This window comes from Spirosoma litoris (assembly GCF_054776755.1).
This window is the reverse complement of record NZ_BAAHBI010000020.1, coordinates 430,221-452,540: the sequence shown is the minus strand read 5'-3', so window position 1 is coordinate 452,540 and position 22,320 is coordinate 430,221. Positions and strand designations below refer to the sequence as shown.

General features: G+C 45.6%; 25 protein-coding genes. 10 read left to right on the top strand and 15 right to left on the bottom strand.

Annotation, left to right across the window (positions count from 1 at the left end):
* Window positions 1–259 precede the first annotated feature (259 nt).
* From ACYVGR_RS13925 to ACYVGR_RS13905, 5 genes are all read right to left on the bottom strand, one after another.
* On the bottom strand, window positions 260–928 hold the full coding sequence (locus ACYVGR_RS13925) for a TetR/AcrR family transcriptional regulator (RefSeq protein ID WP_460957579.1): 669 nt from the start codon (window positions 926–928) through the stop codon (window positions 260–262).
* Window positions 929–1,254: 326 nt separating this feature from the next.
* Window positions 1,255–2,835 carry a hypothetical protein gene (locus tag ACYVGR_RS13920; RefSeq protein WP_460957577.1) on the bottom strand — a complete coding sequence of 527 codons (1,581 nt, stop codon included), beginning with the start codon at window positions 2,833–2,835 and terminating at the stop codon, window positions 1,255–1,257.
* Between the two features lie 192 nt (window positions 2,836–3,027).
* Complete coding sequence (locus ACYVGR_RS13915) at window positions 3,028–3,213, bottom strand: manganese catalase family protein (protein ID WP_460957801.1); 186 nt, start codon at window positions 3,211–3,213, stop codon at window positions 3,028–3,030.
* A gap of 28 nt (window positions 3,214–3,241) precedes the next feature.
* Entirely contained in the window at window positions 3,242–3,406 is a 165-nt protein-coding gene (locus ACYVGR_RS13910; protein WP_460957575.1) for a manganese catalase family protein, read from the bottom strand.
* A gap of 85 nt (window positions 3,407–3,491) precedes the next feature.
* On the bottom strand, window positions 3,492–3,980 hold the full coding sequence (locus tag ACYVGR_RS13905) for a ferritin-like domain-containing protein (RefSeq protein ID WP_460957573.1): 489 nt from the start codon (window positions 3,978–3,980) through the stop codon (window positions 3,492–3,494).
* A 390-nt stretch (window positions 3,981–4,370) separates the two neighbouring features.
* On the opposite strand from ACYVGR_RS13905, the gene ACYVGR_RS13900 reads away from it, so the two are divergent.
* Window positions 4,371–5,606, top strand: coding sequence for a PQQ-dependent sugar dehydrogenase (locus tag ACYVGR_RS13900; RefSeq protein WP_460957571.1), 1,236 nt, complete (start codon window positions 4,371–4,373; stop codon window positions 5,604–5,606).
* Window positions 5,607–5,842: 236 nt separating this feature from the next.
* Here the strand turns inward: ACYVGR_RS13900 and ACYVGR_RS13895 are convergent, their stop codons facing one another.
* Entirely contained in the window at window positions 5,843–6,166 is a 324-nt protein-coding gene (locus ACYVGR_RS13895; RefSeq protein ID WP_460957569.1) for a nuclear transport factor 2 family protein, read from the bottom strand.
* A 21-nt stretch (window positions 6,167–6,187) separates the two neighbouring features.
* On the bottom strand, window positions 6,188–6,979 hold the full coding sequence (locus ACYVGR_RS13890) for an SDR family oxidoreductase (RefSeq protein ID WP_460957567.1): 792 nt from the start codon (window positions 6,977–6,979) through the stop codon (window positions 6,188–6,190).
* Between the two features lie 141 nt (window positions 6,980–7,120).
* Here ACYVGR_RS13890 and ACYVGR_RS13885 point away from each other — a divergent pair, with 141 nt between their 5' ends.
* The 3 genes from ACYVGR_RS13885 to ACYVGR_RS13875 all read left to right on the top strand — a co-directional run bounded on the left by ACYVGR_RS13885 (window position 7,121) and on the right by ACYVGR_RS13875 (window position 8,402).
* Window positions 7,121–7,507 (top strand): winged helix-turn-helix transcriptional regulator, encoded by a 387-nt coding sequence (locus ACYVGR_RS13885; RefSeq protein WP_460957565.1) that lies wholly within the window; start codon window positions 7,121–7,123, stop codon window positions 7,505–7,507.
* A gap of 194 nt (window positions 7,508–7,701) precedes the next feature.
* Window positions 7,702–8,124 (top strand): hypothetical protein, encoded by a 423-nt coding sequence (locus tag ACYVGR_RS13880; RefSeq protein WP_460957563.1) that lies wholly within the window; start codon window positions 7,702–7,704, stop codon window positions 8,122–8,124.
* Between the two features lie 47 nt (window positions 8,125–8,171).
* Window positions 8,172–8,402, top strand: a complete 231-nt coding sequence (locus ACYVGR_RS13875) for a ribosomal protein L7/L12 (RefSeq protein ID WP_460957561.1) — start codon at window positions 8,172–8,174, stop codon at window positions 8,400–8,402.
* A gap of 272 nt (window positions 8,403–8,674) precedes the next feature.
* Here ACYVGR_RS13875 and ACYVGR_RS13870 read toward each other — a convergent pair whose 3' ends face one another.
* Both ACYVGR_RS13870 and ACYVGR_RS13865 read right to left on the bottom strand, forming a co-directional pair.
* Window positions 8,675–9,994: a PQQ-dependent sugar dehydrogenase gene (locus tag ACYVGR_RS13870; protein ID WP_460957559.1), complete on the bottom strand. Its 1,320-nt coding sequence runs from the start codon at window positions 9,992–9,994 to the stop codon at window positions 8,675–8,677.
* Window positions 9,995–10,162: 168 nt separating this feature from the next.
* Entirely contained in the window at window positions 10,163–10,582 is a 420-nt protein-coding gene (locus tag ACYVGR_RS13865) for a GNAT family N-acetyltransferase (RefSeq protein ID WP_460957557.1), read from the bottom strand.
* A 41-nt stretch (window positions 10,583–10,623) separates the two neighbouring features.
* Between ACYVGR_RS13865 and ACYVGR_RS13860 the strand changes: the two genes are divergently transcribed.
* Entirely contained in the window at window positions 10,624–10,875 is a 252-nt protein-coding gene (locus tag ACYVGR_RS13860; RefSeq protein WP_460957555.1) for a hypothetical protein, read from the top strand.
* A gap of 59 nt (window positions 10,876–10,934) precedes the next feature.
* Here the strand turns inward: ACYVGR_RS13860 and ACYVGR_RS13855 are convergent, their stop codons facing one another.
* Entirely contained in the window at window positions 10,935–11,882 is a 948-nt protein-coding gene (locus ACYVGR_RS13855; RefSeq protein ID WP_460957553.1) for a threonine ammonia-lyase, read from the bottom strand.
* A gap of 120 nt (window positions 11,883–12,002) precedes the next feature.
* Between ACYVGR_RS13855 and ACYVGR_RS13850 the strand changes: the two genes are divergently transcribed.
* Window positions 12,003–12,929 carry a sugar phosphate isomerase/epimerase family protein gene (locus ACYVGR_RS13850; protein WP_460957551.1) on the top strand — a complete coding sequence of 309 codons (927 nt, stop codon included), beginning with the start codon at window positions 12,003–12,005 and terminating at the stop codon, window positions 12,927–12,929.
* A gap of 97 nt (window positions 12,930–13,026) precedes the next feature.
* Here ACYVGR_RS13850 and folE read toward each other — a convergent pair whose 3' ends face one another.
* The 3 genes from folE to ACYVGR_RS13835 all read right to left on the bottom strand — a co-directional run bounded on the left by folE (window position 13,027) and on the right by ACYVGR_RS13835 (window position 15,034).
* Entirely contained in the window at window positions 13,027–13,770 is a 744-nt protein-coding gene (folE, locus tag ACYVGR_RS13845; protein ID WP_460957549.1) for a GTP cyclohydrolase I FolE, read from the bottom strand.
* Window positions 13,733–14,194, bottom strand: a complete 462-nt coding sequence (locus ACYVGR_RS13840; protein WP_460957547.1) for a 6-pyruvoyl trahydropterin synthase family protein — start codon at window positions 14,192–14,194, stop codon at window positions 13,733–13,735. The genes folE and ACYVGR_RS13840 overlap by 38 nt, the downstream gene beginning before the upstream one ends.
* A 192-nt stretch (window positions 14,195–14,386) precedes the next feature.
* Complete coding sequence (locus tag ACYVGR_RS13835; RefSeq protein ID WP_460957545.1) at window positions 14,387–15,034, bottom strand: zinc ribbon domain-containing protein; 648 nt, start codon at window positions 15,032–15,034, stop codon at window positions 14,387–14,389.
* 183 nt (window positions 15,035–15,217) lie between these two features.
* On the opposite strand from ACYVGR_RS13835, the gene ACYVGR_RS13830 reads away from it, so the two are divergent.
* The 4 genes from ACYVGR_RS13830 to ACYVGR_RS13815 all read left to right on the top strand — a co-directional run bounded on the left by ACYVGR_RS13830 (window position 15,218) and on the right by ACYVGR_RS13815 (window position 20,337).
* On the top strand, window positions 15,218–16,324 hold the full coding sequence (locus ACYVGR_RS13830) for an MBL fold metallo-hydrolase (protein ID WP_460957543.1): 1,107 nt from the start codon (window positions 15,218–15,220) through the stop codon (window positions 16,322–16,324).
* 168 nt (window positions 16,325–16,492) lie between these two features.
* Window positions 16,493–17,854: a Gfo/Idh/MocA family protein gene (locus ACYVGR_RS13825; protein ID WP_460957541.1), complete on the top strand. Its 1,362-nt coding sequence runs from the start codon at window positions 16,493–16,495 to the stop codon at window positions 17,852–17,854.
* Between the two features lie 93 nt (window positions 17,855–17,947).
* Window positions 17,948–19,171 carry a sugar MFS transporter gene (locus tag ACYVGR_RS13820; protein WP_460957539.1) on the top strand — a complete coding sequence of 408 codons (1,224 nt, stop codon included), beginning with the start codon at window positions 17,948–17,950 and terminating at the stop codon, window positions 19,169–19,171.
* A 95-nt stretch (window positions 19,172–19,266) separates the two neighbouring features.
* Entirely contained in the window at window positions 19,267–20,337 is a 1,071-nt protein-coding gene (locus ACYVGR_RS13815; RefSeq protein ID WP_460957537.1) for a mevalonate kinase family protein, read from the top strand.
* A gap of 180 nt (window positions 20,338–20,517) precedes the next feature.
* Here ACYVGR_RS13815 and ACYVGR_RS13810 read toward each other — a convergent pair whose 3' ends face one another.
* Window positions 20,518–21,729, bottom strand: a complete 1,212-nt coding sequence (locus ACYVGR_RS13810) for an ABC transporter permease (RefSeq protein WP_460957535.1) — start codon at window positions 21,727–21,729, stop codon at window positions 20,518–20,520.
* 94 nt (window positions 21,730–21,823) lie between these two features.
* Complete coding sequence (gene rbfA, locus ACYVGR_RS13805) at window positions 21,824–22,204, bottom strand: 30S ribosome-binding factor RbfA (RefSeq protein ID WP_460957533.1); 381 nt, start codon at window positions 22,202–22,204, stop codon at window positions 21,824–21,826.
* Window positions 22,205–22,320: the final 116 nt, after the last annotated feature.

Below are 22,320 nucleotides of genomic sequence, written 5' to 3'. Positions count from 1 at the left end.
GCAACGAAAGATTATCGCAGTAGCTGGAGGTGCCAGGCCTGAAACTATTGTCAATCAAGACCTTAATCGGGGCACTGTACCGACACCTGGTTCACACGAGCCGCTTGCAGAGAACCGTCGACGCCAGTTTGGGGGAACTTCAGCGGTCTGGGGAAGTCGTTGTATACCGTTGGAGCCAATCGATTTTAAGAAACGTTCCTGGGTTCCTAACAGTGGCTGGCCTAAGGTAGGGTTGCTCAGAGCAAAACAGCCTAGTCGCTTACCATTCCTGTACTGCTAGTTTAGCGGGTTTACTTATTAGTTGGACTGAAGGCGACTCGGCAGCTAATTTGTTTAATGCATGATAAATCACTCGAACAGCTTCTTCCATCCGTTGCCAGCCTGCTTCACTACGCATATCCAGACCAATCACCGGCCGGTTGAGTTGCGCCTGAATAGTTTGGTACGACAAGGCCCCAAAAATTACCGCTGCAATAGCCTGATGATCAACTCCCTTAATAAAAGCAAGTTGATTAACGAACATCGTTAATTCAGCGTCTAAACTTCTACTGACCACTTCGGCTAAGTGATCAGTTTCTTTGACACTTAGTTTTAATATTTCCCGGGCTGCTCGGCTCTGACGAAGCTGGCGAAAAAGCTGTATAGTCTGAACAGACCAAAAAGAAGGAAGATCTGTTGCGTGAACAGGCTGAAGCTTTTTCAACCAATCGGGTGTTAAGTGAGTAACGAGTTGTCCACGTCTTATATAATACTCAACCAGACCCTCAAGGCTACCAAAATAACGATAAATAAGCACCTTACTTATGTCGGCCTTTTTAGCAATAGCATTCACGCCAACGCCCGGCATTCCCTCATCCAATAGAATTTGCTCCAGGGCGTCAACAATACGCTGGATTGTCGCAACTCGATTACGTTTTTTAGTTTCCACAATAGGTTGTATAAAAATTCATTCATTGGTTAGCTTATCCTCTTCGATCAATTGCTTTCAGACAATAAAATACTTGTATTACTTAACAGATAAGCCAGGAAGGCTACCTAACAAACAGGACTTAGTTAGGTAGTGGCCGATTAACGAACTGGCATAATGTTATGGCTTCAATTCTGATCAGTGGATAAAATTTCTTATACCTAAAGCCGATCTCACGGTACATAAATTCGAACGCTATTAACAGTTTTTGCGAGGACGTAATTCTGCTGGATTACCCGGTAAGCTAGAAGCAAAATGTTCACATGACACTGTAGTGAAATCAAGCATTAGGATCGGAATGTGCAATCCAGAATACGATGTCCCGACAGGCCAATTGGCAACTGGCGAATAACGCGTACCTGCCCGCTCCGAATAAACTGTTCAATTTGATAAATACCCCCTTCGTCAATGACATAAAAGTGAGGGATAGCCATCCGATTGAAGCTCTTTTCGGGCATGATTCCGCTTACGTGATACTTATTCCGAACGGCTTCCAGAATTTTATACTCTACCGATGCATTCAGCATGTTACCTGACCGAATTGCCGTTTGCCAGTCTAGTACATAATGCACATCCGTTGTTTTGTCATGGAACCAGATGGGTAGAAAGTAATGAGCCGACTCGACGAAGACTGGATATCGTTTGTCTAACTGAGACAATCCCTGTAGCACACCGCTAGGGAAAATGACCACCTTGCGATTTTGATAAAAAAGAAAACCTGTCAGCAACAAGACATACACCGATACCAGTTGCGGCTTCCAGCCAGATACGCTATTCGGGATATGCCAGCGATCCTGCAACACATACCATGCATAAACGAACTGGTAGATAAGGAGTAGATGGCTAGGCCATTGATACCGACTGATAAAAACCGATGTGTGAACCACCGTTACCAGTAGCGCGATAAAAACTGTGGCCATGTATATCCAGCCTGCCAACAAATAGAACATCAACGCCTTATCATCCCGAATAGCCTGACCATTTTTTTTTAGCTGTGGCAGAGCGATATAGATAAATAATATCCCAACCAGCACAACACGCAACAGAGGCAAAGCTAAAAAAACAGTTCTCCGCTCCAGGGCCGATGAAAGCGTCGGGATTAATTCACCGATGATGGTAAAAAAAGACAAAAATGTGGGTACAGGAATCCAGGAATGAGGTTTTCCCGCTTCGGTCTGGACAGCAAAACTTGAATACCAGAGTAATAGCCATCCCAGACCAATCAGGCCATAGGTAGCTAATACCAGCAAGTACGCTCGTTGTCTGGACCAGAGATATAAAATGAAAAAGAAAGCGCCGGATGCAGCTACATAAAACAGACCAAAATTATGCGTAAATACCAGTAGAAGGCCTACCAAACAGTGGGCAATTAGCCATTTAACTTTAGCAGGCGAAACTATAAGCAACTGTAAAACAACAAAATAAATAAGACTAACTAGCAAAAAGATTGAATACGCACGTATTTGCGTGGCAAGTGTAATGTTTAAATAAGTTAAGCTAACAATTGCTGTGATAAGCACAAAATTGGTAACAGGTCTGCCAATTAACGTTGTTGTAAATCGATAAAACAGGACGATTGTAAGCGCAAAAATGACAATGGATACAGCCCGTAGAAACTGCGGATTCAGACTAACGGCATGGCCAATAAACCAGTATAGATTCGCAAAAAAAGGGGGATTCGCATCCATACCGCTAACCACCGCATCATTTAAGTGAGCAATTGATGGATCTGAGATCAGTAGGTAACTGAGAACTTCATCCATCCAAAGCCATGGTTCTTTAAAAAATAAGGAGGTAATCAAACTGCCTGCCAGCATTACGAATAGGGTAATGCTGAGTAACAGCATTGTTTTTTTTTGTCGTGTCATTCTCTCCGGGAATTTTAATTCGGCTTTTTGAGCCATTTATCAGTAGCTCTAAACTTGTCATAATCGAACAACACGCAGGTATTAACATCCACTGCCAAAGGCATGATTGTTAATGGGTCATTACAAAGCGGTGAACCCTTAAAGGATCCACCGCTTTGTAATGGTCTACATTGTTGGTAAGCGGATTAATACTCATACTTGATCCCCCTTCAAATTACCATTGCTGAATACATTCTGTCCCATCCAGAAATTACCCATCGAATCCATTGGCAGCGATCCTTGACCACTGGCCATGGCGTGATACGTATTTCGAAAATTCGTGGCATCCGCTAGAGGGGCCGAAACAGGGTCGAACCCTCGTTTGGTTACTCCCGTCAGTAATAAATTGATGGCGTAGGAAACGACTTCAATTTCGTCCCCGAAAGTCGAAGGACTGAAAGGTGTAATTCATCAGCGTGGACATCTCGCCGAACTTACCGCCTAGCAGTTCCTGAATGGCCGCAGCGTCATTTACTGAGGGGTTTTTAGGGATCGGCAACTCAATAGGAAGCCGGTCCATTTTTAAAATCATGGCCTTATGGTTTAGTTGATTAAGCTGACCTCAGTCCGTTTAACCCTTATCTGTATTGGAAAATTGGTTGTACCCGTACAGGCGGTTACAGCTGAGCTGCTTTTCGATTTACTGAGTGGGTTGCAATGAATGTTAGTTTTTCATCGGCCGCTTTCTCCTCCCTTAATGTTGTTTCGAGCATATTGGCAATCTGCTCCAAGCCAGTTTGCAGAGCCAGAGTTCTGGCTGTACCATAGCTGGCAATTTCGTAGTGTTCCATCTTCTGGGCTGCACCAATAATAGCCGCATCGGCCAGGGCCCCATCCTCCAGTTGATCCAGCAAGTCCTGGGCTTCTTCAATCAATCCTTGCATAGCCATACAGATTTCCCCTTCTGGTTCAATATCCAGCTGCTTAGCAATCTGCTCGAGCCGGGTAACCTGGCTTTCTGATTCGCGCAGATGAACCTGCAAGGCTTGTCGAAGTTGGTCACTCGTTACCCGCTCAACGAGTTGCGGCATTGCTTCCAATGCCTGTTTTTCAGCGGAATATATATCCTGAATGGTATGCTCAAAGAATTCTTGCATTGTTTCCATACGTAGCTCTCCAGTTTATTTATGCTTGGTGACTGGAGAAAGAACGTTGGCCGTAGATGCAACGCTTAAAAAAAACGTCCCCAAGTGAGGAAGTGGCCTGATCTTAAAAAGTCCAGATGATAACGGACTAAAGTGGTTGTAGTAATCCAGTTGGACTATTGGCTCTAATTTCCTGGCCTGTGCATTTTGTGGACCAGAACCGTAACTAAAGCAAGCTTTAGACATAACATGGCCCGTTAGCTAGCAAAAAAAATGAAGTTCGGAACACCCAGGTTAGGCTACTGTTTCAACGTTGTTTAATTGTTTTTTAATGATGGTATCTACTGACCATTGTACAGCCAGGTACATCAATAAAAACATATGCTCAACGTAAATCAACTGAAAGATTTTATGAAAAACCTGGTACGATATCCTCTGTTTACTGGCTTTGTTCTAATTGCTTTACTAATCGGCTGTAGTAAAGATGAGCCTTTTGACACCCAGATTCCCGAGACAAATAAACAACCCACCTCGGCTCAGGTAGAGGGGAATATATTCGAACCCGCCCTGGTCGACGCTACCGATCAACGGGTTGCCCAGCTTAAAATAGCTGCCGGTTTTAGTATTACTAAATATGCCGATCAATTGGGCAAACCTCGAATGCTGACAGTTAGCTCCTCGGGTAATGTCTACGTTACCAACCGTGAAGCTGGTACCGTTACCCTACTGCGCGACACAAATGGCGATGGCAAGGCCGATCAAAAACAAGTGGTAGCGACCATAAAAGACGTTCATGGCCTCACGATTTATTCTGACAAGCTGTTTCTAGTATCAATTCATGAAGTGTATCGAGCCGACATTAACGCCGATGGTACGTTAGGCCAGCCACAAACGCTGATTACCAATCTACCCGATGCCGGGCAACACCCCAACCGAACCATTGCCTTTGGGCCTGACGGGTATATGTATATCACGGTTGGTAGTACCTGCAATGCCTGCGCTGATCCCAATCCGGAAAATGCGACCATCCTACGGGCTAATCCAGATGGGTCAGGCCGTACCATTTTCGCACGTGGGCTACGAAATACGATTGGATTTGGCTGGCATCCCCAAACCAAAGAACTCTACGGTTTCGATCATGGAATTGACTGGCTGGGCGATGAACAGCAAAAAGAAGAGTTTAACCAGATTAAACAGGGTGCCTTTTACGGCTGGCCCTACATTTACGGTGATGGAAACTATAACCCTCATCCCCGGCCCATGGGTGATACAACCTATGCCCAGATTCTAACCAAAACAACGCTGCCTGTTTTATCTTATAATGCGCATGCGGCTCCACTTGGTATGGTGTTTTATACAGGAGCTTCTGGAGCATCCAGCAATTTCCCCGCTGAATATCAGAATGATGCGTTTGCCACGATGCGTGGGTCTTGGAACCGTGCCCAGCCATCAGGTTACAACGTTGTACGGGTGCACTTTGAGAACGGAAAACCAACTCGTATCGATGATTTTATAACGGGCTTTCTAGTCGACAACAACCAGTCGCAATTTGGGCGACCAGTCGGAATTACGACGATGCCTGATGGTTCTTTACTCTTTTCAGATGACAACAACGGAGTTATTTATCGGGTGAGTTACAAACCCTAGTTGTGCAGTCAGGTAATCAGAACTAATTGATTATGCCCAATGGCTTTTTGTAAAGAACTGTGTAGGGAGTAGCCAACATTTCGTACGAAATGTTGGCTACTCCCAAGTTAAGCAAGTCCAGTATGCCGATTAATTAGACCATCTCACTTGAACTACTTTTATTGTTGTTATGAGCAAAAAAGGAACGACTACTTTTAGCCGTTCCTTTGGAAATGTCTAAAAGTAGCCAATCCCGCTTAGCCTGTAATTTTCAATGACTGTATCAATTCGTCAGCTATTTCTAAATGATAATTCAATACAACAGGGCTTCCTTCAAAATTTCCTGAAACTTCTGCCTTTAAAAGACTTTCCGTTTCTTTTTCTTCAAAGCTGACGGGCTGCATTGTTGCCTTGTATCGCTCGTTGGCATCCGCAATCCAATGCTCTATTTCTTTTCGGCCATTGTGCGTTTTGCCCTCATCGAAAACTACAGCTGTTTCGGAAAAACAAGTTGCATAGGCAACGCTATCAAAGTTGTTTTGTGCTAGTACTAAATCGGCTACTACTTTGGGGAAATTCATTTTTTTATTTTTTAAATAGCATTAAACGGTTGGTACCGTACCCCCATCGATTACAAATTCAGTTCCTGTTAAATAATTGGCCCTTGGTGAAACAAGAAAACCTACGAACTCTGCTACTTCTTTCGGTTCGGCAGGCCTGCCATAAGGTATTCCACCCAATGCATCCATGACACGTTGTTGCGCTTCTTCTACAGTACTATTCGCGTTTCTGGCAATCTCGCCCAGCCAGGCTTCCGATGCTGTCGTATTGATCCATCCTGGCGAAACAGTCAGCACCCGAACACCCTTGGGGGAAACTTCATTGGATAAACTTTTACTGTAGTTTCTCAATCCGGCTTTGGCAGCTGCATACGGCAACGTAGAATCGTAAAGCGGCAAAATGCCCTGGATCGAAGCGATGTGAATGATGACACCACTTTTTCGATCGATCATCTGGGGCAGAAATCCTCTGTCCAGTCGCACAGGAGCCAGTAGATTAGCCTGTAGCGTCGATTCCCAATCGTCATCCGTTAATGCAACAAAACCGCCAGCAGGCGTAGATGATCCACCGAGGTTATTGACCAGGATGTCTAGCCTCCCATAAGTTGATAGCACCTCGCTGATTACTTTTTGTGATCCGTCTGCCTTACTTAAATCGGAGGGAATGAAATGTAACTTCTCGTTTTCCTTTTCCGGGGCGTTTCTTGCGGTAATAATAACCGTTGCACCCGCTTGTAAAAGCCTTTCTGCAATGGCTCTTCCGGCTCCTTTTGTACCTCCTGTTACCAAAGCAATTTTGCCTGATAACTCATTGTTAAAATTAAACTGGTCCATTTTATTGCCCTACTTTTGAGAATTAACTATAGGACAAAAGTGGCGTATAAAAGAAGTTGGGACAAGTACGGCATTACGATTCATATAGGGATAAATTTTTCCCCTATTGCCCAAACTGGAACATACATTTAATTTTGCAATATGTACGAGCGGAAAACAATACCGAACTTAAATTGTGGACTTGACCTGATCGGTGAAGTCCTGTACGGCAAATGGAAAATACGTTTGCTTTGGTTTATTAACGAGGGGTATAAAAGACCAAGTGAGTTGCAGCGAAAAATACCGGATGCGACACGCAGAGTTTTGACTATTCAGTTGAAAGAATTGGAAGAACACGAACTGGTCACCAGAAAAATTTATCCCGTTGTACCGCCAAAAGTAGAATATAGCCTTACCGAATTTGGTAAGACGTTAATCCCCGTGATTGCTGCTTTAGGGCAATGGAGCGATGAACATGAAGCCCGTTTGCGGGATGTAATTTTGAAACAAGCTGTACGTTCTGATTTGAATGTACCCCTACTTAGTTAATGGACCTTTGATAAGCATCATTACTTCGCAAGCACTACCCGATTTTTTAATTATCCCCACTATTCTGGTCAACAAGAAATTTTCTCTTTTTAATTACCCAGATGTGACTTTGGGCTACAAAAGTCTTCTAAGGGGCATATCAGCTTGAGAAAAACCGAAACCCTTAGCAGAGAAGGTAACTGACCTATTCCTTCATGGACTTAAACCTGATTAAAAACTCTGATTTTGCTCAGGGACTTTCTAACTGGACACGAACAGGATTCAAGTTTGTTCCGGATAGTGACCTTGTACTTACCGAAGATGATAAAACATTTATTAGGCTAGGCCCTCAGATGGGGTTCTATCAAGATATTATCCTCTCTCAATCAGGTGAGTATATCATTGCTTTTTCTTATCGTGCCATGTGGCAAGGCAACGGAGTGAGGCTAAAAATTCAGCGTATAGGAAGCCGAGACCAAGCAACGGACAGCCTTTGGGAGTATCTATTTACCGAAACCCAGCGGTGGACCCCTAGAAGTGTACTGGTCACCCTCTCCGATACGATGATTCGGGTAGTGTTAGAGACAGAGTCTGGTGTCGATCTAAGTACTATTCAAGTAATCCTTGTCCACAAGTAGGATAAGCAACAAAAACACCTAGTGTATTGATTGTAATCGTACCCACCATGGAAGCCAAAACGGGCTATGATGTTATTTTGAATTATCCTGGTGATAATCTAACCGCTGTCATTATAGCTATAAAAGCCAATACGGGTTTAAGTTTAAGTGAGGCAAAAAGTTTGGTAGATGCAACCAGAGCAGGGCTCGTGATCATAAAAGAAGGAATTTCGAAGTATGAGGCAGAGACTATTAAAGATGATCTTTTATTTGCTGGCGCCAAAGTGTATGTTGTTTGATACTTGGCTTAGGTATTTAGAGGGGTAGCCAACATTCGTACGAAATGTTCCAGACTTCTGTACGCTAGATTTATAGTTGAACAAATGGGTGGTCCTGGGTAAGTTTAAGTCGACCAAAACTTAACCATGACTCACCCACTACTTGCCAAATGTAAGCCCCTATTTTGCCCACATTTCAGAGCATATCTTGCGAACCTTGCTACTGGTTTGCTCTGCCAACCTCAACAAAGGACTATCTGCCTCAATTGCTCGACAATCAGAAAACTAAACCGCTATCGCATTATAGCAGATACCCGCCAGATACGACCAGAAGCGTCATCGGCCACAAGCATAGCTCCATCAGGCAATACAGTTACGCCAACGGGCCGGCCATATACATCTTTATTATTGTCTCCCAGAAAACCGGTTAAGAAATCTTCTGGTTTTCCGGGTTTACCATCCTGAAACGGCACAAATACAACTTTATAACCCACCAGTTGCGACCGATTCCAGGAGCCATGTTGACCAATAAAGGCACCGTTTCGGTATTTTTCAGGAAACTGTGTTTTATCATAGAAGGCCAAGCCCAAGGAAGCCGTATGTGATCCTAATGGCACATCGGGGACAATGGCTTTTTTAACCAAATCGGGGCGCTCCCCTTTCCGGCGCGGATCTTCATTTTGGCCGTAATACGAATAAGGCCAGCCATAAAATGCGCCTTCTTTCACACTGGTCAGGTAATCAGGTACCAAGTCATCGCCTAGTTCGTCCCGTTCATTAACAGCCGTATACAAAACTTTAGTTGTAGGCTGCCAGCCCATCCCAACTGGGTTTCGTAATCCACTGGCATAAATACGCTCGCCGGACCCATCGGGGTTAATTTCCAGAATATTCGCCCGCCGGAGTTCGTTTTCGGGGCCGTGTTCGCCCACATTACTGCCAGAACCAACGGTAACGAAAATCTTCTTTCCGTCGAGACTGGCTAGTAAGTTTCGCGTCCAGTGATTGTTGTAGCCGCCCACCGGTAAGTCCAGAATTTTCTTGCCGGGTGCTGTTATTTTCGTTTGACCAGGCTTGTAATCGTAGCGCATTAACGCGCCCGTACCAGCCGCATAGAAACTGTTACCCAAAACCAGCATCCCAAACGGCCGATCAAGCCCTGTCAGGAATGTTTCTTTTAAGTCGGGCTTACCATCGTTGTTGGTATCCCGAAAGAGGGTAATTCGATTCGCACTGGTTCCTTCGCGCTCCGACTTATTACGCCCCGTTACAGCATTGATAACTTTGGCTTTAGCACCAGTCCGCTCCGTATTGGCTTCGGCCACGAAGATGTCGCCATTGGGCGCCACGTATATCCAGCGAGGGCTCGCCAGATCGCGGGCAAACTCGGTAACCATAAAACCGGCAGGGGCCTGGGGCGTTTTGCCTTCTGGCCAGCCAACCACATTACTGAAGTTCTTCGCCGATTTTGTTGCGAACGGAGCCGGTAAATTAATCGTCGTATCGACTGTTGTAACCGTTTCTCCAGTCTGATTGGTCTCTTTTTTTGTGTTACACCCCACCAGGGAGGCAGACAGAGCTATACCTGTCAGAATGATCGTTGTTGTTTTCATCGTTGAGTAAATGTTTCAATTACTCAACCCCCTGCATAATCATTTGGTTATGATTTGCCCTCCCTGGCGATTTATAGCCAAAAAATAGCGTGTCCACAGAGGCACGGAGAGCCTAGAATTATGATCAATAATAAAACTCCGTGTTCTCTCCGTGCCTCTGTGGACATATTAATCTAAAATGCGTGAAAATTTAGCATAGGCGATAGGTCCTTTATAAAACACATCGCTCACTGCTTCCATGCCGAAACGTCGGTAGAAGTCAGCCGCATCAAGCCGGGCATCACACCAGAGGGTGACAGCCCCAAGACGCGTTGCCTCAGCAATGACATGGTTAAGAAGCAGTGTGCCAATACCTCGTCGCTGGCAGTCGGGCCGGGCGGCAAATTTGCGAAAACGGCTATCTTCCCCTTTGACAAATAGTGAGATTACAGCCACTAACTCGTCATTCAGAAACGCCCCAAAATGATGGCCTTCATCATCATTGTCCACCTTCACATAATCAAATGGTTTGTCGGGCCACAGCACCGAATGCCGGAGTGGATAGGTTTGTTCGGGAGTAATTGGTTGAAGTAAGATTTTATCTGACATTCCTTTAAAACCAAGCATTTATTACTCTTATCATTATTGCAATGGTTGCCATACTACAAATTGAGTATATATTAAAAACGGCAAAAATGAAACCTATGATTATTGCTACCCTTGTTGAAGGAGATTCTACTTATAAACCTGGCGAAAATTTAAAGTTGAATGATATAGAAGTACAAAGGATATTACCACCAAGAACTGAGCCGCCAAGGTTTGATCTACTGGCTTTTGCACCTAGTAAAAATGCTGAAGCCGATACATTGCAAATAGGTCAACTAGTAGCTTTAACTATGTAAGCAATGGAGCCATTTTCCACACTAGAAAAGTTAGAATTAGCCATGATTAAATACAGGAGTTAAAACGGCAGTTTTCCTAAATCGACATTTCCGCCTGTTACGATAATGCCGATTTTCTGCCCGGCAAACTGATTTTCATGTTTCAACACAGCTGCTAATGGCACCGCACTCGATGGCTCAATAATGATCTTCATACGCTCCCAAACCAGTCGCATAGCTGCAGCAATCTCCTCATCTGATACGGTCATGATATCCGAAACGTGGGCTTGAATAATGGCCAGAGTCCGCTCGCTGAGTGTGGTCATCAATCCATCCGCAATTGTTTTAATAAAGGGCGCTTTTTCTACACGGCCACTTTGAATCGATAAAACAGCATCGGCGGCCCCTTCAGGTTCTCCAGCAATCACACGCGTTTTGGGCGATAGATAATGTGTTGTCAGAGCCGTTCCACTCAGCAAGCCTCCTCCCCCAACCGGGGCCATAATTATATCGAATGGCACGTCTGTTCCAGCATCTTCAATCAATTCTTTAGCCGCCGTAGCCTGCCCTGCAATAACACGATCGTCATCAAAGGGGTGAACCAATACGGCTCCTGTCTGTTCGATCACTTCCCGAACGCCGTTTTCGCGGGCTTCAAGCGTGGGCTCGCATTCGATGATTTCTGCCCCATACCCTCGAACGGCATCTTTCTTGACTTGTGGAGCCGTACGCGGCATCACGATATACGCAGGTAAGCCAACCTGACGAGCGGCAAAGGCAACAGCCTGCGCATGGTTGCCTGACGAGTGCGTTGTAATGGCATTACCTTCCTTATTCTGAACAACTTGCAGGATGGCATTCAGACCTCCCCGCGCTTTGAAAGCGCCTATTTTCTGAAAATTCTCACACTTAAAAAATAGCTCTGCCCCAGCGCGATCATTGATCGTTTGATTAGTCAGAACAGGCGTGCGGTGAATATAAGGCCTAATACGGTCGTGAGCCTCTTGTATAGTGTCGAATGAAATCATGAATGAGTAGGGTATATTGTTCGCGCTTTATCGTTTATAGAGTAACGCACTGATTCCAGTAATTGGACTTCAGACATCAAACTACCAACTTCAAACGCTAAACTACAAACGTTACGAGTTATGACCTCCAACCGTCGTTCGTTTTTAAAACAAGCTGCTGGCTCGCTGGCTGCCATGGCTGTTATGCCAACTGCTTTTGCCGAAACATCAGCCAAAAAGATGTTCTTCGATATTTCCCTGGCTGAGTGGTCATTACACAAAGCCCTGTTCAGCAAGAAAATTACGAATCTGGATTTTCCCGGCATTGCCCGTAAAGAGTTCGACATCAGCATTGTTGAGTATGTTAACCAGTTCTTTAAAGATAAAGCACAGGATAAAACCTATCTGAATGATCTACTAACCCGCTGCAAAGACAACGGTATTACCAACAACCTGATCATGATTGATGGGGAAGGGAATCTGGGGGCTTCAGACGCTGCCGAGCGGTCGAAAGCGGTTGAAAATCATCACAAATGGGTTGAATGCGCGAAGTATCTGGGTTGCAAAACGATTCGGGTTAATGCTGCCGGACAAGGGACTGCCGAAGAGGTTTCTAAAGCGGCCGTTGATGGATTGGGTAAGTTGGGTGAATTTGCTAAAACCATGAATATCAACGTCATCGTAGAAAATCACGGCGGCTACTCGTCAAACGGTCAGTGGTTGTCGGGCGTGATGAAACAGGTAGGCATGAAAAACGTAGGTACCCTCCCCGACTTTGGTAACTTCTGTATTAAACACGGCGAAGGACACAAGTGCCTGGAAGAATATGATCGATACAAAGGCACAAGCGAGCTAATGCCGTTTGCCAAAGGCGCATCGGCTAAATTCTATGACTTCGATGCCAATGGCAATTGCGTAGAAACCGACTATAACCGTATTCTAAAAATCGTGAAAGACAGCGGTTTCAAAGGAATTATCGGTATCGAATACGAAGGAAATGGTTTAGAAGAATATGAAGGCATTCGGAAATCAAAGGCCATTTTGGAGCGCGTAGGCCCGATTGTATAGAATTTGAGTTATAAGGTTGAAGGGTTGAATAGTTGTAGAGTTACTGAACAGATCAGTCAACTTTACAACTATTCAACCCTTCAACCTTATAACTTTCTTAAAGTCCTACACTTGGCTGGGCTACGTAGCGCAGAAACTCCTGGCGGGTAGCTTCCTGCTCAAACTTGCCACTATACGACGAGGTGATCGTGGTGCTGTTCAAATCGCGCACACCGCGTGTCGACACGCACAGGTGCTTAGCGTCGATAATCACAGCAACATCTTCCGTTTCCAGAACACGCTTCAATTCGTTCGCAATCTGCACCGTCAGGCGTTCCTGTACCTGAGGGCGTTTGCAGAAATACTCCACAATTCGGTTCAGTTTCGACAAGCCAATGACCTTTCCGCTCGATATATAAGCAACGTGCGCTCTACCAATGATCGGTACAAAATGGTGCTCGCAGTACGTCTGAACCGTAATATCTTTTTCGAGCAGCATTTCATTGTACTGAAACTTATTGTCGAACAGCGTTGACGCTGGCTTATTGGCTGGATTCAGGCCACTGAAGATTTCCTTCACGTACATCTTGGCTACACGCCGGGGCGATCCTTTCAGACTGTCGTCGGTCAGATCGAGACCCAGAATGTTCATGATTTCACGGAAATGTTCTTCAATAAGGTCAATTTTGAGGTCATCATCAAGGGCAAAGGCATCATCACGCATGGGTGTATCGATGGATGTTGTTCCATGATCATCACCCAACTCGTCCACTAATTCGTCGTTGTAATACCCATTTTTATGGATATCCGTAAACGTTCGTCCATTAGACGGGATATTCGACGAAGTTCCGTTCTGTTTCATACAGTCTGATTTTAAGCTCTAAGCCCTCGCTTAGCTGATTTCGTAAAAGAGTATAGATTACGATGGCGATATTCTCTGCCGATGGGTTCAGGTCAGCGAATTCCACGGTATCCAGATTCAGATTTTTGTGATCGAAGCGATCAATGACATGTTTCTGCATCAGCTCGCCAAGGTATTTCATATCAATGACGTAGCCAGTTTCAGGATCAATGGGGCCAATAACCTGCACAACTAACTCGTAGTTATGCCCATGAAAATTGGGGTTATTACACTTGCCATAAACACGTGCATTCTTTTCATCGGACCAATTGGGATTGTTCAGACGATGTGCCGCATTGAAATGTTCTTTCCGAAACACAGCTACCCGTGGACTATTTGTCCGGGGGACACTTGTTTGGGGAACATCCGTTCCAGAAGTAATCATAAACTGAATCTAAAAAAGGTCAATCAACCTGTCGTTACAAAGTTTGTGTACAACACAGGCAGACAGCAGAGCGTGTAGCCAGAACGCTCCTTAGTGTGCAATCATGTTAGTAACCCATCTTACCCTAGTTTCGTTCAAAAAGGGGAAGATGGGATTTCCTCAATAATGTGTTTTTTAGGGGTACAGGGCGAGCTAAGTGGGGATACCCGTTCCACAGTCAGAACAGAATTTCTGATCCGCTTTGGCTTTCGCTCCACAGTTGGTGCAGAACCGTTCTGCTTTTTGAATTTGCCCATTAGGTGTTCCGCAAGAGGGACAAAACTTGTCAGTTGGTGCCAGCTTACCACTACAGTTCGTACAGGCAACAACAGCAGCCCGCTGATTGAAGTCAAGGTGTTGTGTATAATCTACCTGTCGAGTTTTGTCGCGAATTTGCTCCGAAGTAGCTAAGGCTTGCTGAGCAGCCAATTCTTCCCGTTCGTCTGGTGCGCAACTTTCACAAAGCCCTGCACTGGCATTCCAACAAACATCTGGACATACCCACTGCCCACAACGCGTACACTGATGAAAATGCGTTTTCCCTTCCTGAACGGCTTTAGTCAGTGCATCATCATGCGCTTTTCCGCCAATAGCCCGCTGCATATTACGCGTGGCGTTACCTGCTTCATAAAAAAAACTACCGAAAACACTGCCTGCCATATTGAGTAGTTCGCCAGCAACACCCAGATTATTTGTTTGAAAATGAGACATGTATCCATTTCCACACTTATCACACCGAAACGAAAACTGAAATCCCTTATCGGTAGAAAGATCATCGTAGTTACGAACGAACTGAATCATAGCACAGACCTAGTTATAGTTTGCTTAAATGTGTGGCTAAAATAAGAAAGAAAACCTTCGCTCCGGTAAGTTAATTGGCCATCGGCATTTGTTACCACGAACCTTTTATTATTCTATCATTACCGCCCATCAAATCCTTAGCCTGCAATGGAACCGGACAACGACAGTCCCCGTTTTGCCCCCATGAAACGATTTAAGACCGCCATGTTAATTACCGTACTTGTATTGATTGGGTTAGTAGCTGCTGTGTTCTTGTTTATGAAACAGAGTCCATTTGGCCAGGACCCAGCCGAAGCCCGATTAGAACGTATTCAGCAATCACCAAACTATAAGAATGGTTCATTCCAGAATTTAGAGCCTACAGAGGTTATGCGAGAGAACGCATCGTATGTGGGCATGATGCGTGACTTTATAAAAAAAGATAAAGACAATATTCCGCCCAGGCCAATACCCTCGGTAAAAACGGACCTTAAAGCCTTAGATGATGCCAAACCCACAATTGTGTGGTTCGGGCATTCGTCTTACCTGATTAAATCGAAAGGCGTGACCATTTTGCTCGATCCCGTTTTCAGTGGCCATGCCTCGCCCGTATCGTTTTTCGGAGGAGCCTTTGCCGGATCAAACACCTATGGTGTCGATGACATGCCCAACATCGACTATCTGATTCTCTCTCACGACCATTACGACCACCTTGATTATGAGACCGTTGTAAAACTGATTCCGAAAGTCAAAAAATTCTACACCGCTTTAGGCGTGGGTGCCCACCTCGAACGCTGGGGTGTTCCGGCCGACCGGATTGTGGAGTTCGACTGGTGGGAGCATCAACCCGTGGCCGATGGCATTGACCTGACCGCCACACCCGCACGCCATTTTTCGGGACGTAGTTTTACCCGTGGTAAAACGCTCTGGACTTCTTACGTACTGAATCTACACGGTTACAAGCTGTTTCTGGGTGGCGATTCAGGATATGGAAAACACTTCCAGACAATCGGTGATCAATACGGGCCATTTGATCTGGCCATTCTAGAATGTGGGCAATATGGTCTAGACTGGCCTAACATCCACATGATGCCCGAGGAAGTAATATCGGCGGCTCAGGATTTGCGGGCCAGAGTCTTACTTCCTGTACACTGGGCTAAATTTTCTTTATCATACCACGCCTGGAACGAGCCTATTAAGCGACTTATGAAAAAAGCCGAAAAAGAGGGCTTCGACGTAACAACGCCTAAAATTGGAGAACCTGTGGTGTTGAATGCCTCCTACCCAAGAGCTGTTTGGTGGAATTTCTGATAACCAGAAGTGTTTTCGACAGGATTTACAGGATGAACAGGATTAGTTTAGTAGAAGAAAATCCTGTTCATCCTGTAAATCCTGTCAGAAGGAAAGCTTTGGCGTATGTTTTTTGACCTGAAATCTCGTTCTTTGACAGGTTAATCGTTTATACGCAAGGTCACCCTTATGCAATCGCCTACTCGTCGTCAGTTTATTCGAACAGCCGCCCTTACGGGTGCTGCTACCTCTGTTTTTCCAACTATTCTAACTGGTGCGAAACCGGCAGACCCGAAAGTCCGTCTGGCCTTTATTGGGGTTGGCGCACGAGGACGAAGCCATGTTGATCAGGCGCTCTTCCGCGATGATGTAGAGATTACCGCTATTTGCGACCCTGACCCCGAAGCGATTAGTCGCACCAATGCGATGATTGAAAAGAAGGGTCGTAAGCTCCCGGTTGCCTATACAAAAGGCGATGAGGCTTTCAAGGACATGCTCAAACGCGATGACATCGACGGCGTTGTAATCGCAACTCCCTGGGAATGGCACGTTCCGATGGCTGTAGCTACCATGCAAGCGGGCAAATACGCGGGCGTTGAAGTATCGGCAACCGTGACGCTCAAAGAATCCTGGGATCTGGTCAATACGTTCGAGAAAACAGGGTCACACTGCATGATTCTGGAGAATGTTTGCTACCGACGTGATGTGTTATCGGTCTTAAACATGATTCGGAAAGGCATGTTTGGCGAGATGGTCTATGCGCATTGTGGTTATCAGCACGATCTACGAAACATCAAATTCAACGATGGCAAATCGATTGGTGGTGTAGGTGCAGAGTTTGGCGCGAAAGGATATTCAGAAGCTCGCTGGCGCACGCAGCATTCGGTTGATCGTAACGGCGACATTTATCCTACCCACGGTCTTGGCCCCGTTGCGCACTGGCTTGATATTAACCGGGGCAATCGCTTCACTCATCTGACCAGTATGGCTACCAAAAGCCGGGGTCTTCATAAATACGTTGTCGACAAAGGTGGTCCCAACCACCCAAACGCCAAGGTTAATTTTAAACTGGGCGATGTTGTCACCACAACACTTCAGTGCGCCAATGGCGAGAATATCGTCATCATTCACGATACCAACTCCCCCCGCCCCTATTCACTCGGTTTCCGAGCACAAGGTACCAACGGTATCTGGATGGACGATAACGATATGATCTATCTGGAAGGTGTCACCCCCAAAGCCCACAACTGGGAACCCTTCGCTCCTTATCAGGAAAAATACGACCACCCACTCTGGAAACGTCATGCCCAAACGGCTGAGAATGCGGGCCACGGTGGCATTGATTTCTTTGTACTTCGGGCGTTTATCGAGTCGATCAAAGCAAAAACCGCTCCCCCAATCGATGTGTATGATGCGGCCGTCTGGAGCGCCATCAGTCCCTTGTCGGAACAAAGTATTGCAGGTGGCAGCAAGCCCGTTGAAGTCCCCGATTTCACCCGTGGCAAGTGGAAAACGAATAAGCCTATTTTCGGCTTGACGGATAACTATTAACGGGATAGTTGCTGATTAATCAACTTCTCGTTTTAATTTGTAAAAAATTTTAAAAAGTCATTTCCTTTACCGGCTTAACCTACGAACCAGTCAATGACACCAACTACTGCTCCGCCAAAATCTCAGAATTACACGGGTCCTTTACTTATTATTGGCGCTCTCTTCTTCGTTTTTGGCTTCGTTACCTGGACAAATAGTGTATTGATGGCCTTTTTCAAGCAGGCATTCAATCTGAGTACAGTTGGCTCAAGTCTCGTAGCCTCTGCGTTTTTTATTTCCTATACGCTGATGGCCATTCCATCATCGGCCTTACTGAAACGTACTGGCTTCAAAAATGGCATGTCATTAGGTTTGCTCACTATGGCAGTTGGCACACTGGTTTTTGTACCAGCCGCCCGTGCGTTTTCGTACCCATTGTTTCTGGTGGGTTTGTTCCTGATCGGCGTTGGTCTGACCGTATTACAATCTGCCTCTAACCCATACGCTACCATCCTTGGCCCTCGCGAAAGTGCAGCCCAGCGTATTAGCTTTATGGGTATTGCGAATAAAATGGCGGGCATTATTAGTCAGCGGGTGTTTGGTAGTTTGTTTCTAACGGGTGCCAGTGTAGCTGTAGGTCCTCAGAGTTTAGAAAAAGTAGTCACTCCCTATCTGGTTCTTACAGCGATATTGATCGTATTGGCAGGCTTGATTCGGTTATCCAATTTACCTGAAGTATCTGAAGAACAGGACGATCTACCTTCAGATGCCACTTCTCACACGAGCGTCTGGCAGTTCCCTAACCTGGTTCTGGGTGTTATAGCACTATTCTGCTACGTAGGTGCCGAAGTTATTTCGGGCGATACGATTATCAACTATGGTAAAGCCATCGGTTTCGGTAACGACGAAGCTAAATACTTTACCGAGTATACTCTTTATGGCTTATTAGCGGGTTATCTGCTTGGTATTGTGGCTATTCCACGCTGGATTTCACAGCAGAACTCACTCCGTTTCGGAATGATTCTGGCCATCATTCTAACCGTCGGTGCATTGGTTACTGATGGGTTCACGTCTATTCTCTGTGTTGCGTTACTCGGTTTTGCCATTGCACCAACCTGGCCTGCCATATGGCCTCTGGCCTTGAATGGTCTGGGAAAATTCACAAAAATAGGCTCGGCTCTACTCATCATGGCAATTGCAGGTGGGGCTATTCTGCCTCCGTTACATGGCTATTTGTTTGACCATATTAACCCTAAAATGGCTTACGGATTGTTGCTACCCTTGTTTGGCTATATACTCTATTACGCTACAGTAGGCTACAAAAAAACGAGCTGGTAATATTATCTAAACGCAAGGGGTGCTAAAGATTTACAAGTGACGTAATACGTGTTACTTTGTGAACCTTTAGCACCCCTTGCCCCTTTTCGCTCAACATGAAAGTTTCAACACCAGGCCGCATTTGCCTTTTTGGTGAACATCAGGATTATCTGGGTCTGCCCGTTATTGCCGCAGCTATTTCACGTCGGATTCAGATTGAAGCCACGACAACTACACAACCCGGCTTCCGGTTGAATCTCCCCGATATCGGTCAGTCGGTTGATATTCCTTTTGATGGGACACAGCTCCCTTATCCAGAAATACGCGATTACTTCCGCTCGGCCGTAAATGTGTTGCTACGCGAGGGCTTTACGTTCTCAAAAGGAATTGAGGGTGAAGTCCATGGCAATATCCCGATTAATTCAGGTACGTCAAGTTCGTCGGCGCTGCTCGTTACCTGGCTCAATGTGCTCACGCAACTGTCCGATTCTCCCCAGCAACTGCCACAGGAAAAACTAGCCGAACTGGCTTATGTAGCCGAAGTTCTGGAGTTTGGCGAACCAGGCGGCATGATGGACCACTACTCGACCGCTGTTGGCCATATTATCTATCTGGAATCGCAACCGAAGATTCATTTAGAAAAACTGAATCCAGCCTTAGGCACATTTGTTCTGGGCGATTCGCAGGAGCCGAAGGATACCATTGGGATTTTGAAGCGGGTAAAATTCGGTATGCTCGATATTGTTGCCCGGTTGAAATCCATTAGTCCCACGTTTTCGCTGACCGATTCCGAGATTACTGAGGTAACCGAGTTCAAAGACATCCTGAGCAAAGACGATTATATTCTGCTGAAAGGCAATATCGAGAATCGCGACATTCTGCGCGATGCGCTAACTGTCCTACACAATCCTGTTGGTCTCGACCACGTGCGGTTTGGTCAATTGTTAACCAATCACCAAACCAATCTCCGGGAAGCACAGCGTATCAGCACGCCTAAAATTGACCGTATGCTTGACGCTGCTTTAAACGCCGGGGCTCTCGGCGGGAAAATTAATGGTTCAGGTGGTGGTGGCTGCATGTTCGTCTACGCGCCGAACGATCCCGAGAAGGTAGCTGAAGCGATTGAGCGGGAAGGCGGAAAAGCGTATGTCATTACGGCTGATGCTGGAACAACCGTTGAAGCCTAGTGCTTTGGCAAACTAGATTCTAGGGGATTCTATAGACTCTCGGGGCCGCCCGCGCGGTTGGTCCTACTATCCTGATAATCAAAGAAGATAGAATCCAAAGAATCTATAGAAACTAAACTGGACGAGTACTAGTTATCTGTACCCATGGGTACAACCTAATTACCTAATACACTTAACGTATTACTGTTGACTATTAGCCGCCCGTTGGGCTGGAAACCAGGACGTTAAGACAGTCATCAAGACAACAAGAACACTAGTCAGCGCAATGTCCCGAACATCTAGGCGTACCGGGTAGGCATCAATAATTGAACTAACGGTTCCCATCCGAATAAATCCGTATTGTCCCTGCGCCAGACAAATAAAGACACCAAGCACCAGACCGGTAAAAGCACCTGTTAAGGCAATAATCGCTCCTTCAGTCAGGAAAATCCGCCGGACCATATTCTTCGTAGCGCCTAAGGCAAATAAAATCTGGATGTCGCTTTTCTTCTCAATTACCAACATCGATAACGAAAAGAAGATATTGATTGACGCAACCAGAATAATGAAGGAAAGCGTCAGTGCAACGAATAATTTTTCGATATAAATAGCCCGATAAAGGTCGACATTCAGGTCGTCACGGGTTTGTACCAGCAGCTTATCACCCAGCACTGCCTGCAGAGCCTGCTTGACAACCTGCTCTTTCGCACCGGGTTGTAATTGAATTTCGAGACTCGTTACTTCATCTGGCTTATAGCTAAATAGGGATCGTGCTACGGCTAATGGAGCCAGTACGAAATTATCGTAGCGCGATTCGATGAAAAATACACCCGCCACCGTCAGTAACTCCCGGTTAAAGGCATCGGAATTGAGCACGCTGAAACTCTGCCCACTTTGCGGGTACAGAATTTCGAGTGGCGTCAGAATATCGACGGGTGAAATGCTCAGATCGTTTCGGACGCCTTCGGCTACAATGGCATAATTCACGCCATTGCGACGTAACAACAGTTTGCCTTCCAGCAACGCCGAATCGAGCTGTTGCCGTTGCAGGTAGTTATCATCCACTCCTTTAAGCTTCACAACGGTTGTTCCATTCGCATAACGGCCCAGCGCGTTATCCTGCGCTACAGATGTCAGCAGATGGACACCTGATACCTGTTGCAAGCGCGATAGCAAGGCTGGTGGGGCCAAAAACCGTTTCCCTTGTTTTGGCGAAACAGTTATATCTGCTTCAAACGTCTTGAAAATCTGTCGGTTCAGCTCATCCATACCATTAAAAACCGACAGCACGACGACTAAGGCCATCGTTCCAACACCTACGCCAAGCATCGACAGGATAGACAACCAACTAATAAAGCTGCGTTTCTTACGGGAGAAAAAATAACGACGGGCAATCCAGGCAGGAAGGTTCATTCTTCTTTATGAATGAGTGAATGAGTGAATGAGCGAATAAGTGAAACCAGCCATTGCCGTTATTCACTCATTCACTCATTCACTCATTCACAATTTACTCATTATCCTCCTCTTCATCCGGAGCAGGGGGAATTTCCAGACCAGCGAAGAGTTTATCCATTTTATCAGCGTATTCAGCCGTATCATCTAAGTAAAAACTTAAATCAGGGACAATGCGAAGCTGGTGACGCACCCGCTCGCCCAAGTGCTGGCGCAGTACTTTCCCTTTTTCCTGAATTGTTTCCAGCAACAACTGCTTATTCTTGGTAGCCAGAAAACTTAAATAAACGCGGGCAACACTCAAATCGGGCGAAACGCGCACACTGGTAACGGTAATAAACGCTCCGTTGAATAAATGAGGCACTTCGCGTTGAAAAATTTCACTTAAATCTTTCTGCAACTGCCGAGCTACTTTCTGCTGTCGTTTCGATTCCATACTAATTGGCACTTAATCTATTTTGCAAATATCCACCCATTTTTCCGTTCTGCCGAAATTGACTGTAATTTTACCGGTATTAGTCGTTAGTCAAGGGTAGATGATGCTATTACTGA

Bases quoted from the DNA above. Each gene is read 5' to 3' on its own strand.
- ACYVGR_RS13920 (WP_460957577.1), bottom strand. From the start codon at position 2,835: ATGACACGACAAAAAAAAACAATGCTGTTACTCAGCATTACCCTATTC.
- ACYVGR_RS13910 (WP_460957575.1), bottom strand. From the start codon at position 3,406: ATGATTTTAAAAATGGACCGGCTTCCTATTGAGTTGCCGATCCCTAAA.
- ACYVGR_RS13905 (WP_460957573.1), bottom strand. From the start codon at position 3,980: ATGGAAACAATGCAAGAATTCTTTGAGCATACCATTCAGGATATATAT.
- ACYVGR_RS13900 (WP_460957571.1), top strand. From the start codon at position 4,371: ATGAAAAACCTGGTACGATATCCTCTGTTTACTGGCTTTGTTCTAATT.
- ACYVGR_RS13895 (WP_460957569.1), bottom strand. From the start codon at position 6,166: ATGAATTTCCCCAAAGTAGTAGCCGATTTAGTACTAGCACAAAACAAC.
- ACYVGR_RS13890 (WP_460957567.1), bottom strand. From the start codon at position 6,979: ATGGACCAGTTTAATTTTAACAATGAGTTATCAGGCAAAATTGCTTTG.
- ACYVGR_RS13885 (WP_460957565.1), top strand. From the start codon at position 7,121: ATGTACGAGCGGAAAACAATACCGAACTTAAATTGTGGACTTGACCTG.
- ACYVGR_RS13880 (WP_460957563.1), top strand. From the start codon at position 7,702: ATGGACTTAAACCTGATTAAAAACTCTGATTTTGCTCAGGGACTTTCT.
- ACYVGR_RS13875 (WP_460957561.1), top strand. From the start codon at position 8,172: ATGGAAGCCAAAACGGGCTATGATGTTATTTTGAATTATCCTGGTGAT.
- ACYVGR_RS13870 (WP_460957559.1), bottom strand. From the start codon at position 9,994: ATGAAAACAACAACGATCATTCTGACAGGTATAGCTCTGTCTGCCTCC.
- ACYVGR_RS13865 (WP_460957557.1), bottom strand. From the start codon at position 10,582: ATGTCAGATAAAATCTTACTTCAACCAATTACTCCCGAACAAACCTAT.
- ACYVGR_RS13860 (WP_460957555.1), top strand. From the start codon at position 10,624: ATGGTTGCCATACTACAAATTGAGTATATATTAAAAACGGCAAAAATG.
- ACYVGR_RS13855 (WP_460957553.1), bottom strand. From the start codon at position 11,882: ATGATTTCATTCGACACTATACAAGAGGCTCACGACCGTATTAGGCCT.
- ACYVGR_RS13850 (WP_460957551.1), top strand. From the start codon at position 12,003: ATGACCTCCAACCGTCGTTCGTTTTTAAAACAAGCTGCTGGCTCGCTG.
- folE (WP_460957549.1), bottom strand. From the start codon at position 13,770: ATGAAACAGAACGGAACTTCGTCGAATATCCCGTCTAATGGACGAACG.
- ACYVGR_RS13840 (WP_460957547.1), bottom strand. From the start codon at position 14,194: ATGATTACTTCTGGAACGGATGTTCCCCAAACAAGTGTCCCCCGGACA.
- ACYVGR_RS13835 (WP_460957545.1), bottom strand. From the start codon at position 15,034: ATGATTCAGTTCGTTCGTAACTACGATGATCTTTCTACCGATAAGGGA.
- ACYVGR_RS13830 (WP_460957543.1), top strand. From the start codon at position 15,218: ATGAAACGATTTAAGACCGCCATGTTAATTACCGTACTTGTATTGATT.
- ACYVGR_RS13825 (WP_460957541.1), top strand. From the start codon at position 16,493: ATGCAATCGCCTACTCGTCGTCAGTTTATTCGAACAGCCGCCCTTACG.
- ACYVGR_RS13820 (WP_460957539.1), top strand. From the start codon at position 17,948: ATGACACCAACTACTGCTCCGCCAAAATCTCAGAATTACACGGGTCCT.
- ACYVGR_RS13815 (WP_460957537.1), top strand. From the start codon at position 19,267: ATGAAAGTTTCAACACCAGGCCGCATTTGCCTTTTTGGTGAACATCAG.
- ACYVGR_RS13810 (WP_460957535.1), bottom strand. From the start codon at position 21,729: ATGAACCTTCCTGCCTGGATTGCCCGTCGTTATTTTTTCTCCCGTAAG.
- rbfA (WP_460957533.1), bottom strand. From the start codon at position 22,204: ATGGAATCGAAACGACAGCAGAAAGTAGCTCGGCAGTTGCAGAAAGAT.